Source organism: Anaerobacillus sp. ABD4_527 (assembly GCF_056160805.1).
Map to the genome: position 1 here is coordinate 54132 of NZ_JBSWXZ010000003.1, position 11970 is coordinate 66101.

Genomic DNA, 11970 nt, shown 5'->3' on the forward strand with positions numbered 1-11970 from the left:
TTAGAAACGCGTCACTTCTTCAATTGCTCGATAGATTTTCTTTTCATCAGGCGCATAGTCGTCTTCAAGTGTAAATAGAGGTACAGGCGTATCGTAGCCTGTCACTTTTTTAATTGGGGCTCTCATATAGAGGAAGGAAGTATCGTTGATGATCTCGATCACGTCATTGCTAACGCCACCAGTTGAAGGAGCTTCATGGACGATAATGGCTCTTCCTGTTTTCTGTACAGATTCTGCGATTGCATCTTTATCTAACGGATATAACGTTCTTAGGTCGATGACATCACAGTGCATTCCATTCTTACTTGCTTCTTCAGCTGCTTTTTCGGCCACTCTCACCATCGCACCCCAGGCGAAGATCGAGACATCATCACCTGTTCGCTTCACTGAAGCTTTACCAAGGGGAACAGAATAGCTTTCAGTTGGTACATCTTCTTTCCCTGCACGATAGATTTTCATAGGTTCAAGGAATAGAACTGGGTCTGGATCTTTTATAGAACTGATCAGGAGACCTTTTGCATCATAAGGATTTGAAGGCACAACTACTTTTAATCCAGGAATATGAGTGAAAAGTGCTTCAGTACTGTCACTATGAATTTCTGGTGCTCTTACACCCGATCCATATGGAGCTCGTACAGTTAACGGAACGGTATAGCGGCTTTGCGTCCTAGTTCGAATGCGCGTAGCATGGGTGATCAATTGATTAAAACCAGGATAGATAAATCCAAGGAACTGAATTTCTACGACGGGTTTAAAGCCGTTCATCGCAAGACCGATCGATGACCCGATCAATCCTGATTCTGCTAGAGGCGTATCGATTACGCGATCATCACCGAACTGCTCAAAAAGACCATCTGTCGCTCTGAATACCCCTCCGTTCTTACCTACGTCTTCTCCGAGCACCAATACAGATTCATCTTCAGCTAGCATTTCTCTTAACGCATCCGTAATCGCTTGGACGATAGTCAATTTCTTTGTATTTACGGCAGTACTCATCCCTTCTCGCTCCCTTCATAAAAGAAACGATGCTTTTGCTCCTGAACTGGCCAAACATCCGTCCCAAACACATGGTCAAACATGAGTGATTCATCAGATTTAATCGTTTTTTCCATTTCGATCACCGCTTCATCAAGCTTTTGTTCTGCTTCTTCATGAACGTTCTCTGCCCAATTCGAATCCCATGCTCCTTCATGTTCAAGAAACCTCTCTACTCTTGTGATTGGGTCTTCAGTCTCTCTTCTTCTACTACTTTCAGACTGGTCACGGTATTTCGAAGGCTCATCCGTTGTAGTATGAGCGCCATATCTCCATGTGACTGCTTCGATTAACGTCGGTCCACCGCCGCTTCTTGCTCGCTCGACCGCTTTCATCGTTTCATCGTAAACAGCAAACACATCGTTTCCATCGACCCGAACACCTGGGATATCATATGCTAAAGCCTTCTGAGCAATCGTTTTGGTTTTCATCTGACGTTCAAGAGGAACACTGATCGCATAGCCATTATTTTGGTTGAAAAATACGACAGGAATGTTAAACACACTGGCAAAATTTAGCCCCTCATGAAAATCTCCCTCAGAAGTTGCACCGTCACCAAAATAGACGATCGACACTCTGTTGGTCCCTTTCTTTTGCTCCGCCCATGCGGTACCTGTTGCGTGAAGAATCTGAGATGCAATCGGAACGGAAGGTGGAAAGATATGCTTTCCTTTCGGAGGCACACAGCCTTCAATACACCCTTTCCAATAGAGGAATATATTTTTCAAAGAATGACCAAATGCAGCAGTAGCTGCATGATCGCGATACGTCGGAAACATCCAGTCGCCATCTTCCATCGCAAGTGCACTGCCGATCTGAGAAGCTTCCTGCCCTTCAAAAGGAGCGTATGTCCCAATACGCCCCTGTCTTTGAAGATTTACTGCTTTTCGGTCGAACAAACGAGAAAACACCATATGCTGATAAAAACGTTTTGCTTTTTCGATCGTAATGTTTTCAGAAATAGCTCCGGTTCTCCTGCCGTCACCAGTGATTAGCTGTACGATAGGGAATTTCTCATTCATATCCATACGTATCCTCCTATTATCTGCATTTAAGAACGCACAGCCCATTTGCCAGGCTTTTTGTGAGAAAAGAAGCTATTTCTTCTTTTACGACTTTCAATTCTTTCTTCACAAAAATAATTCGCTGCCTGGACAGTCGATATTGAATTTTCTTCTGCGTTTTTGAACACCGTATGAAGCGTATCGTAAATTGCTTTCGTCTTTTGAAGTACACGCATCGGGTGAGGAGAATACAGCTCATCAGATACTTGTATTAACCCTCCGCTGTTCACGATATAGTCCGGTGCATAGAGAATCCCTCTATTATGAAGGCGGTCTCCGTGCTCAAGAGTGAGAAGTTGATTGTTAGCTGATCCGACAACAGCACTGACTTTTAACATATCGATCGTACGATCATTGATGACCCCACCTAGCGCACATGGTACGAACACATCTGCGTCAGCTTCGTAGATCTCATCACCTGAGACAACCTTGACCTCACCCTTCAGTTCAATCGCACGCTGAATGAGTCGATCGATAGCGGAGCGGTTAATATCAGTAACGATAATTTCTGCGCCCTCTTCAAGCAACATTTCAGCAACTTTATACCCTACTTTTCCAAGGCCTTGAATCGCATACGTCTTACCTCCGAACTCCTCATTCCCAAATACCATTTTGTTCGTAGCTTGAATGCCGTATAAAACACCTTTTGCGGTAGGAATGGAAGAGTCTCCGCTTCCACCATATTCTTCAGGAACGCCTACGATACAGTTCGTCTCTCGTAAAGAATGGACAAAGTTATCTGGTGTCGTCCCCATATCTGTTCCTGTATAAAATCGCCCGTTAAGCGATTCTACAAACTGACCGAATGCACGGAATAATTCTGGTGTGCGATCTGTAAGAGGATCTCCGATAATTACGGCTTTACCTCCTCCGAAATCCACATCTGCTGCAGCACATTTATATGTCATTCCTTTAGAAAGCCTAAGGACATCTTCTAAAGCATCGTCTACGGTTTCATACGGTCTCATCCGACAGCCACCAAGCGCAGGACCAAGCGTTGTATTATGTATCGCAATGATGGCCTTAAGTCCTGTATCTGCGTCATTACAAAAAAGTACCTGTTCATGCTCAGCTATTCGATCAAACATGATTTTCACCCCTTAATGAAATCGCTTACAATTTAGCATTTGCTAATTTCTCTTCTATTGCTTTCTTAGGGAGGACGAACTGGACGACTGATCCCGTTCCGATAATATCCAATCCTCTTCTCACTTCCACATAGCTAATCACTGATTTACTCGTCAATGAGGTGATCGTTGCGGTGATCGTGATCTCTTGACCTTCACAAGCTGGTCCAAGATGCTTCATTTCGACCCCTCCGCCTATTCCCTCTTCTTCCTCTTCTAAGTATGGAAGGATGAGCTTTCTCGATGCCCATTCCATATGGTAGACCATCGAAACGGTAGAATAAGCTGGATGGACAACGTTCCCTTCAAACTGAGCGAACATTTCTGATGTCACTGTTGTTGTAACCGTTGCTTTTTGTCCGATAGCGATACCATCCTTCACTCGCTTCATCCCCTAATCATCACACTAAAATATATGACGTTTATTTAACGATATAATAACATCACGTATAATAACCGTCAATTAATTGTCAAAAAATTACGACCCTTTCACGTTAGAAAAGCTGCCGAACCTACTTCGACAGCTATTGTTCATAAGGCTTACCCAAGCAGTGCCTTGTCACTATTCAACTTTGAACCTTTGATTCTTTGAAATTCCTGTAGCAAGGCTTCGATCGTAAGATTCTGCTTGTCCTCGCCATCAACTTCTAGAATAATCTTACCGCTGTCCATCATGATCAAGCGATTTCCGAGATCTAGCGCTTGTTGCATATTATGCGTAACCATCACAGTGGTCAGTCCCGTTTTCTCAACGATTTCTCCGGTAAGCTTAGTTATGAGCTCTGCTCGAGCTGGGTCGAGTGCTGCCGTATGTTCATCAAGCAAGAGAATTTTCGGATCAGTAAACGTGGCCATCAGTAGAGAGAGTGCTTGTCTTTCTCCACCGGATAATAATCCTACTTTCGCGTTCAGTCGATCTTCAAGTCCAAGGTGAAGACTTTCAAGAGCTTCCTGGAAAGTGGTTCTTAGTTTTTTCGTAACGCCTTTTACAAGAGTACGCCTACGGTTCCGACAGTAGGCCATGGCTAAGTTCTCTTGAATCGTCATCGAAGGGGCTGTCCCTGCCATCGGATCTTGAAAGACTCGCCCAATTAACCTCGACCGCTTATACTCTGGCATCGTCGTTACTTTCTTGTCATCGATAAAAACATCACCTACGTCTGGAGTTAACACGCCAGAGATCATATTCATCAACGTCGATTTTCCTGCACCGTTACTTCCGATCACAGTTACAAAATCACCAGGTTGTAATTTTAGATCGATATCTTCTAGCGCAACCTTCTCGTCTAGTGTTCCTTCGTTAAACACTTTGTGAATCTGATTTAGAAGAAGCATACTCATTTCCTCCATTCTCTTTCAGTTTCGTTTGCTGTAGACGCTTCCGTTTCTTTCGATTCCGTTCCTTTTGCCCATCGATTATCTGCGGGAAGATCAACGCTCCGATAACAATGACTGCTGTGATCAATTTCATATCACCTGTTTCAAGAAAATCGACTCGAAGTGCCAGACTTACAACCAATCGGTAAACGATGGCTCCCCCAATAACGGCAAACGTTGTGATCGCGATCGTTTTCGTTCCGAATATCGCTTCTCCAATAATGACGGAGGCAAGACCAATAATAATCATCCCGATTCCCATTCCTACATCTGCAAATGAACTGTACTGCGCAATGAGCGCTCCAGACAGAGCGACAAGAGCATTTGAGATGCCAAGACCTAGGATTGTCAGTTGATCAGTGTTGGCTGAGAAACTCCTGATCATTCGCTTGTTATCACCTGTCGCACGTAATGCCAGACCGACCTGCGTCTTAAGGAAATAGTCGGTCAAGATTTTAATAACAGCCGTAAGCAGCAGCATACTTATTAAAATCGACCATGTAGAGGTAATACTTCCTAGCCCAACGGCCGATGCTATGCTGTTTAGTAACGATTCAATTCCTAGTGATGAGAAGATCGATTCTACTTTCGTAAAGATCGACTCTTCATTTAACAGGGGCACATTCGAACGGCCCATGATTCTGAGATTGATCGAGTAAAGTGCAATCATCATTAAAATCCCTGAAAGCAGTGGATTTATTTTTCCTTTTGTATGTAGTAACCCTGTCACACATCCTGCTAGAAACCCTGCACCGATCGCGATCAAAGTTGCAAAGAAAGGATTTGTCCCATTAACGATCAGAATAGCGGCAATTGCAGCCCCAGTTACAAAGCTTCCGTCTACCGTTAAATCCGGAAAGTCTAATATTCGAAATGATAGATAAACACCGAGCGCCATGATGGCATAGATGACACCAGATTCAACCGCCCCAAATAATGCTGAGCCCATATGTAAGCTTCCCCCTTAAATTTCATTTGACGAGTAAAAAAACGGTTCGAAAAAGAAGCTGGCTTCTTTCTCGAACCTGTCCTGTTACTCGGTATATTCTCCTTCTTCCTCCCATTCTTGTTTGATATCGATTCGCATTTCTTCAGCAGCACTCTTATTCATCTTAAGCTTCAGATTTTGAGGATATTGAACAGGTAGTTCAGATGCTGTTGCTTCACCATTTAAAATCTTTGCTGCCATCAAACCTGCTTCGTATCCGATATCTTTATAGTCGAATCCGTAAGCAGCAAACGCGCCTCGTTCAACAGAATCGAATTCCCCAGCAAACATTGGAATGTCTTTGTCGTTCGCAACGCTGATAACAGATTCAAGCGCAGATACGACCGTATTGTCAGTAGCAATATAGATCACATCGACTTTTCCTACGAGTGCTTCGGCAGCTTGCTTTACTTCAGCTGAAGTCGATACGCTTTTCTCAACAGGCGTCAACCCGTTACTTTCTAGCGCTTCTTTTACAACTTTAACTTGTGCAACAGAGTTCTGCTCCCCTGCGTTGTAAATTAACCCAACGTTCTCAGCGTCGAATTCACTCGAGATAAATTCAATTGTATTAGGGATCGCATCAGGATGAGTATCAGTTGTACCTGTGATATTCTCTCCTGGCTTATCGAACGATTCTACTAGCTTCGCTCCAACAGGATCTGTAACCGAAGTGAAGATGATCGGGATATCTGACGTTGCGTTCAATGCTGATTGGGCACTTGGAGTCGAGTTTGCAAAGATCAGATCGACATTATCTCCAACTAAGTTTTGAGCGATGGTATTGCTGTTGTTCATATCATTCTGCGCATTTTGCACATCGTATGTAACGTTCTCTCCTTCTTTAAAGCCGTTCTCTTCAAGCGCCATTTTAAAGCCTTCGAATGCCGCATCCAACGACGGATGTTCAACGATTTGCGTTACTCCGATCGTATACATCTTATCTTCTGACCCTTCTCCCCCGCTGTCAGAGTCAGATGACGCATTGTTACTTCCACACCCTGCAAGCACCAAGACACTACTGACAAGAGAAATACCAACCCATTTTTTCCATGATTTCAACATCATTTTCTCCCCCTGTTCATTTAATGAGAACCTTCATGTAGCTATCTGTCATATTTTATCGTAATGGTACACTGCTATTGTGAAGCTTGTCAACGAATTATCAAACAATTATTACTATTGTTTATTTTAAAAATATTTATTATAGACAAGGGCTTCCCCTTATCCGTTATTAGGTTGTTTAAACTTGTTGAACTGTAGGGATTGATCGTTTAGTGTTTCTGAAGCTTCTCGTATCATCGTTACAAAAAGCTCTTCCACAGTAGGTAACGAATCGATCAGTCCACTAACTTGTCCACCATTGATAAACCCTTCTTCCAGCCGTCCTTCAATCGCTCCAATAATGTGCTTATCTTCAGCCGTCATCTTGGCAAAATCGTTAGGATGTACCCCATTTCTTTCTGCTTCTTCTAACATTGATGAATAACTTGTTTTTAATATCCTTCTCACTTTGCCTACACTCCGTCCAACGATGACAGTACCAGTGTCTTTCGATTGCAAAATCTGATCTAAATAATTTGAATGGTACGGAGAATCTTTCGTTGCGACAAGTCTTGTCCCCATCTGAACCCCTTCAGCTCCGAGCACAAAGGCTGCCGCTAATCCTTTGCCATCTCCTACTCCACCAGCAGCGATGACTGGAATCGATACACTAGCTTTTAACTGTGGAATCAACGTCAAGGTCGTTAGTTCTAGAGATGAGTTGATTCCTGCTGCTTCAAAACCTTCTCCAACAATGATGTCTGCCCCGGCATTTTCAGCTTTCACCGCATGCTTCACACTAGCTGTCACGCAGATTACTTTTATGCCATGTTCTTTAAAAAACGGAATGAATGGTGAAGGGTTCCCTGCAGAGAGAGACACTACTTTGACGTCATGCTTCACTACCAGTTCACACATCTCTCTAAAGTAAGGAGTTACGGTGATCGGGATATTTACAGCGAATGGTAATGATGTACGCATTTTTATATCTACTAACAATTTCTCGACCTCATCTGGCAACATCGTTCCAGTTCCAATCGTGCCAAGACCTCCTGCGTTCGAGACCGCAGATGCTAATTCTGAGCTTGAGATATTTCCCATACCACCTTGTATGATAGGATAGTTGATCGATAGCGTTTCACAAATTCGATTCATGATGTCCTCGCCTCTTTTCCTGTAACGTATTTATTACGTTTAATAGATTACGTGTTATACTCATACTAAACATTCAAAAAACAGACACTGAATTCCTGCAAAAAAATGAGAAAGAGAGGATTTTTTCGATGCTAATTTCTTATAACGGTCATAAACCAGCAGTAGGCAAAGATGTTTTCGTAGCTCCAGGAGCTAAAATTATCGGGGATGTTACGATTGGAGAAGAATCAAGCGTGTGGTTCAATACTGTATTAAGAGGAGACGAAGCACCAATTACGATCGGAAACGGATGTAACATTCAAGATAATTGTACGTGTCACTTGTTTGAAGGATTTCCGCTTGTGCTAGAAGATGAAGTTTCTGTTGGACATAACGCAATTCTACATGGATGCAAGGTGAAGAAAGGTGCTCTCATTGGAATGGGTGCCATTGTACTTGACGGAGCTGAAATTGGTGAAGGTGCATTGATCGGAGCGAATACACTTATACCTGCAGGGAAGAAGATTCCACCAAACACGATGGTTCTCGGCTCACCAGGCAAAGTCGTTAGAGAACTTACTGACAAAGATCGAGAATTGATTAAGTTAACGATCGATACCTACAAGAAAAAAGGAAAAGAATTTCTTGAACAAATCGAAGGCGTTGAAGAAATTCGTTGATACCAAAAAAGGAACGGGAGGTCCGTTCCTTTTTTTATCTATCGATCAATAGTGGATGCTGAAGTGCATCATAACGATCGTCTTTCTTCTTCAATTCATTGCCTTCTTTAAAGACCTCCTCAAAAAAGCGCGATGAAGGTTTTGCAAGTGTACGGTAGTAGTCGCTGAATAGCTTCGCCGCATGTTCTCCCGGCCACTCGTCTGGCAGCAGCTGAGGAGGAAGACCCGGATCCACGAATAGAAACTTACGGTATTCATGAACAAGCTTTGCTCTTTCAACAAAACATTCTCCATCTGTCATGTTCCCTTTTTCGATCTTATTACGATCGATGACGAACTTCTCACTGTAATGTTTGATGAAGGAGCGATATTTATCGCTGATGTCCTTCAAATCCCAGCATTCATTCACAAGAGCAGTATTTTCGTGTGGACCTTTGTAATCGGCTACAAAGAAATGAATATGTTCTTTAATGTCGTATTTCTCGATCAATACATCCACTTGCTCTTCTAGATGATTCGGAGACATCCACAAACTCGCAGAAGAACTTCCAAAGCCGCTCCAGACAAGTTCTTTTCGTAACTCGTCTCGAATGTGTCTTTTTTCCTCTGGAATCGTGTAAAGAAGCATGCGCCATCTTCCATCCCAACTGAACGGCTGAAGCTTAAAGATACGCCTTGCCGCTTCATCGATCCGTTTCACACCACGCTCTGTTAAGAAGTAATAGCTTTTGTTACCTTCTTTTCTTGATTGTACCCATCCTTGTTTGTTCATTCTTGAGATCGCAGCTCGAACTGACTGATCATTGTGTCCAAATTCCTTCAACAGCCTGATCAAACTTCCAATCCAAATCTCATTACCGTAGTGGCGGATATAATCACCGTACAGCGTAAAGATCATCGACCTTGTATTTAAACCTTCATTCATAACATTTTCCTCCGCTCAAGGTATACCGCTAATAAAACGCACCCTAAATATGATGTTATACTACCAAAGAGCGAAGGACATCGCAACTACTCTCCTTTAAACTCAGGCTTTCGCTTCTCAGCAAAAGCTTCAAGAGCTTCTAAACGATCCTTCGTGGGAATTGTAACTTCATACGCTTTCGATTCGATAGCCATGCCCGTATGTCGATCGACATTCATGCCTTCTCGGACTGCAAACTTCGCTTGTTGAACAGCCACCGGCGCATTCTTACAAATTTCAGAAGCAAGGTCCTCACACTGAGATACCAAGGCTTCAGCTTTTACGACACCATTCAGAATTCCATAATCTAATGCTTCTTCAGAAGTTAGTTTTCTTGCGGTCAACACTAGCTCGAGTGCTTTAGCAGAACCGATAAGGCGTGGAAGCCTCTGCGTTCCACCGGCACCAGGTATAATACCTAGACTCGTTTCAGTAAGCCCCATCTTAGTCCCTTCTACTGCATAACGAAAGTCACACGCTAGTGCGAGTTCAAATCCCCCTCCGAATGCATAGCCGTTGATCGCTGCAATCGTCGGTTGAGGAAGAGCTTCAACGGATGAAAATACCTCGCGAATTTTTTTGACGTTCCGCTTCACTTCACTTTCAGAGAGTGATCGTCTTTCTTTTAAGTCCGCCCCTGCACTGAAAGCCTTTTCACCAGCCCCCATAAAAATAACAACACGTACATTCTTATCGGTATAAATATCATCGATGATTCCTTGAAGAACAGAAAGCGTTTCATAGTTAAAGCAGTTTAGAACATCCGGACGATTCAATGTAACGTATCCTACGTGATTCTTTACTTCATATGTAACGACAGCCAATTTGCATCCTCCTCTAGTTAAGAACATAGGAAAGAGCCTGGTAGGATAATTAACCTCCAGGACCCCTTCCCCTAACATCTATTATTCTCGATATTTCCCCCAGTTTCCTTCTTTAAAGCATTATGAACCTTGAAACACCGGGCGCCTCTTCTCAATAAAAGCTTTTACACCTTCACGATGATCGTTGGTTCGACCTGCTTTACGCTGCGCTTCTGCTTCAAATTCCAGCACTTCCTCAAGACTGCTGTCCCAACTTTTTGCCATTCCTTCTTTGATAAGTGAGACAGCTTTAGGTGGTAGATTCGATAGACGAGCAGCAAACTTGCTGACTTTTTCATCCCAAGCATCATGCTCATACACATCGTTGACCATACCAAGTTCCTTCGCATGTGATGCACTCACTTTATCACCAAGCATCGCAAGCTCTAATGCTTTTGCATGACCGATCAATCGAGGTAAAAAGTACATGCTGCCAGAATCAGGAACAAGCCCGACGTGTACGAATGCCTCAATAAAACTAGCGTTCTCATGCGCAAGACGGAAATCACATGCAAGAGCAAGACTCATCCCCGCACCAGCAGCTACACCATTAACGGCTGCAACGACTGGCTTCTCACAGTTCACGATTTGCTTGACCATAGGATTATATGCTGATCGAAGTACGTCACCATGATCGAGTCCTTCGTCCACTCCATTCAAATCCTGACCTGCACAAAATGCTCTTCCATTTCCGGTAATCACGATACAGCGTACGTCTTCATTCGCCTCGCCACGCTCAACCGCTTCTTGAACTTCTTTATTCATCACCATTGTAAACGCATTCATTTTATCTGGTCGATTTAGGCGGATCCATGCGATCCGATCCCTTGTTTCGTATTCAATCGTTTCGTACATTCTCGTGCCCCTTTTCTATTGCTTAGTATCAGCTGTTTCGTGTACTTCTTCTCCGATCATCAGCGTAACAAGATCTCCAGCAAAGCTCATCAAGTCTTTTCCTGACGCTTTTCCTTCTTGTGATTTCATACCTGCCTTCATAGATTCATGATCTTCATAGTACATCTCGCAAAGCAGATAAAATTCACTCTCACCCATAGGAGAACCAACGATTCTCGTTACTTCCATCTTCTTTAATCCTGGGATCTTTGATGTGATCGGCGCGTGCGTGTTGAAATAATGCTCATCAAATTTCTGCTTGTTCTCCGGCTGCTTATACAATGCGATAACTTTAACCATCTTTCATCAACCTTTCTATTTTAAAATTAAATTGCTACAGGCTTCATGGCTTCAAACGGATTTTTACAGCTTTTACAATAAAGAATACTTCGACATGCTGCTGGACCAAAAATGTTGTCCATCGTAGTGTATACAGAGTCACAGTAAGGACAAGGAACACGCCATTCGTCCCCGCTTCTCTCTTCTGGAGGAGCGATTCCGTATTCTTTCAGTTGTACCTTCCCTCTTTCCGTAACACGATCGGTGGTCCATATCGGTTCACGTATATACTTCACTTCTACGGATGTAATTCCTTCTATTGCTTCAATTGCTTCTTTAATATCTCGTTTGATGATATCAAGAGCAGGACACCCGGAGAATGTCGGCATCGCTTCTACTTCAACGTTTCCTTCATCCACCTTCACATCGTAAATGATACCGAGGTCGACAACACTAACCGAAGGAATTTCAGGGTCTTTTACAGAATCAAGCTTCCGTAGAACTTTCATTCTCGTTGTCAT

Annotated in this window: 14 protein-coding genes; 1 reads left to right on the forward strand and 13 read right to left on the reverse strand. The window is 43.1% G+C overall.

Annotation, left to right across the window (positions count from 1 at the left end):
* The 8 genes from ACXAHI_RS17310 to ACXAHI_RS17345 all read right to left on the reverse strand — a co-directional run bounded on the left by ACXAHI_RS17310 (window position 1) and on the right by ACXAHI_RS17345 (window position 7790).
* Complete coding sequence (locus tag ACXAHI_RS17310; RefSeq protein WP_474814166.1) at window positions 1-996, reverse strand: alpha-ketoacid dehydrogenase subunit beta; 996 nt, start codon at window positions 994-996, stop codon at window positions 1-3.
* The gene (pdhA, locus tag ACXAHI_RS17315) at window positions 993-2057 is read right to left on the reverse strand and encodes a pyruvate dehydrogenase (acetyl-transferring) E1 component subunit alpha (RefSeq protein WP_474850211.1); all 1065 of its coding nucleotides are present in this window, start codon (window positions 2055-2057) and stop codon (window positions 993-995) included. Before pdhA ends, ACXAHI_RS17310 begins: the two co-directional genes overlap by 4 nt.
* A gap of 29 nt (window positions 2058-2086) precedes the next feature.
* Window positions 2087-3187, reverse strand: a complete 1101-nt coding sequence (locus ACXAHI_RS17320) for a Glu/Leu/Phe/Val dehydrogenase dimerization domain-containing protein (RefSeq protein WP_474814168.1) — start codon at window positions 3185-3187, stop codon at window positions 2087-2089.
* Between the two features lie 25 nt (window positions 3188-3212).
* Window positions 3213-3617: a thioesterase family protein gene (locus tag ACXAHI_RS17325; RefSeq protein WP_474814170.1), complete on the reverse strand. Its 405-nt coding sequence runs from the start codon at window positions 3615-3617 to the stop codon at window positions 3213-3215.
* Between the two features lie 149 nt (window positions 3618-3766).
* Window positions 3767-4561, reverse strand: coding sequence for an ABC transporter ATP-binding protein (locus ACXAHI_RS17330; RefSeq protein ID WP_474850034.1), 795 nt, complete (start codon window positions 4559-4561; stop codon window positions 3767-3769).
* Complete coding sequence (locus tag ACXAHI_RS17335; protein ID WP_474850036.1) at window positions 4527-5552, reverse strand: ABC transporter permease; 1026 nt, start codon at window positions 5550-5552, stop codon at window positions 4527-4529. The genes ACXAHI_RS17330 and ACXAHI_RS17335 overlap by 35 nt, the downstream gene beginning before the upstream one ends.
* Window positions 5553-5636: 84 nt before the next feature.
* Complete coding sequence (locus ACXAHI_RS17340) at window positions 5637-6656, reverse strand: ABC transporter substrate-binding protein (protein WP_474850038.1); 1020 nt, start codon at window positions 6654-6656, stop codon at window positions 5637-5639.
* A 159-nt stretch (window positions 6657-6815) separates the two neighbouring features.
* The gene (locus tag ACXAHI_RS17345; protein WP_474850040.1) at window positions 6816-7790 is read right to left on the reverse strand and encodes an NAD(P)H-dependent flavin oxidoreductase; all 975 of its coding nucleotides are present in this window, start codon (window positions 7788-7790) and stop codon (window positions 6816-6818) included.
* Between the two features lie 128 nt (window positions 7791-7918).
* Here ACXAHI_RS17345 and ACXAHI_RS17350 point away from each other — a divergent pair, with 128 nt between their 5' ends.
* Window positions 7919-8449: a gamma carbonic anhydrase family protein gene (locus tag ACXAHI_RS17350; RefSeq protein ID WP_474850042.1), complete on the forward strand. Its 531-nt coding sequence runs from the start codon at window positions 7919-7921 to the stop codon at window positions 8447-8449.
* A gap of 34 nt (window positions 8450-8483) precedes the next feature.
* Here the strand turns inward: ACXAHI_RS17350 and paaX are convergent, their stop codons facing one another.
* The 5 genes from paaX to paaD form a co-directional block, all read right to left on the reverse strand.
* Entirely contained in the window at window positions 8484-9374 is an 891-nt protein-coding gene (gene paaX, locus ACXAHI_RS17355) for a phenylacetic acid degradation operon negative regulatory protein PaaX (RefSeq protein WP_474850044.1), read from the reverse strand.
* A gap of 86 nt (window positions 9375-9460) precedes the next feature.
* Window positions 9461-10237 (reverse strand): enoyl-CoA hydratase-related protein, encoded by a 777-nt coding sequence (locus ACXAHI_RS17360; protein WP_474850046.1) that lies wholly within the window; start codon window positions 10235-10237, stop codon window positions 9461-9463.
* Window positions 10238-10357: 120 nt separating this feature from the next.
* Window positions 10358-11131: an enoyl-CoA hydratase-related protein gene (locus ACXAHI_RS17365; RefSeq protein WP_474850048.1), complete on the reverse strand. Its 774-nt coding sequence runs from the start codon at window positions 11129-11131 to the stop codon at window positions 10358-10360.
* Window positions 11132-11146: 15 nt separating this feature from the next.
* Window positions 11147-11470 carry an EthD family reductase gene (locus tag ACXAHI_RS17370; protein ID WP_270182478.1) on the reverse strand — a complete coding sequence of 108 codons (324 nt, stop codon included), beginning with the start codon at window positions 11468-11470 and terminating at the stop codon, window positions 11147-11149.
* Between the two features lie 26 nt (window positions 11471-11496).
* On the reverse strand, window positions 11497-11970 hold the full coding sequence (gene paaD, locus ACXAHI_RS17375) for a 1,2-phenylacetyl-CoA epoxidase subunit PaaD (RefSeq protein WP_474850050.1): 474 nt from the start codon (window positions 11968-11970) through the stop codon (window positions 11497-11499).

Coding starts and splice junctions, on each gene's coding strand:
- ACXAHI_RS17310 (WP_474814166.1), bottom strand. CDS start 996: ATGAGTACTGCCGTAAATACAAAGAAATTGACTATCGTCCAAGCGATT.
- pdhA (WP_474850211.1), bottom strand. CDS start 2,057: ATGAATGAGAAATTCCCTATCGTACAGCTAATCACTGGTGACGGCAGG.
- ACXAHI_RS17320 (WP_474814168.1), bottom strand. CDS start 3,187: ATGTTTGATCGAATAGCTGAGCATGAACAGGTACTTTTTTGTAATGAC.
- ACXAHI_RS17325 (WP_474814170.1), bottom strand. CDS start 3,617: ATGAAGCGAGTGAAGGATGGTATCGCTATCGGACAAAAAGCAACGGTT.
- ACXAHI_RS17330 (WP_474850034.1), bottom strand. CDS start 4,561: ATGCTTCTTCTAAATCAGATTCACAAAGTGTTTAACGAAGGAACACTA.
- ACXAHI_RS17335 (WP_474850036.1), bottom strand. CDS start 5,552: ATGGGCTCAGCATTATTTGGGGCGGTTGAATCTGGTGTCATCTATGCC.
- ACXAHI_RS17340 (WP_474850038.1), bottom strand. CDS start 6,656: ATGTTGAAATCATGGAAAAAATGGGTTGGTATTTCTCTTGTCAGTAGT.
- ACXAHI_RS17345 (WP_474850040.1), bottom strand. CDS start 7,790: ATGAATCGAATTTGTGAAACGCTATCGATCAACTATCCTATCATACAA.
- ACXAHI_RS17350 (WP_474850042.1), top strand. CDS start 7,919: ATGCTAATTTCTTATAACGGTCATAAACCAGCAGTAGGCAAAGATGTT.
- paaX (WP_474850044.1), bottom strand. CDS start 9,374: ATGAATGAAGGTTTAAATACAAGGTCGATGATCTTTACGCTGTACGGT.
- ACXAHI_RS17365 (WP_474850048.1), bottom strand. CDS start 11,131: ATGTACGAAACGATTGAATACGAAACAAGGGATCGGATCGCATGGATC.
- ACXAHI_RS17370 (WP_270182478.1), bottom strand. CDS start 11,470: ATGGTTAAAGTTATCGCATTGTATAAGCAGCCGGAGAACAAGCAGAAA.
- paaD (WP_474850050.1), bottom strand. CDS start 11,970: ATGACAACGAGAATGAAAGTTCTACGGAAGCTTGATTCTGTAAAAGAC.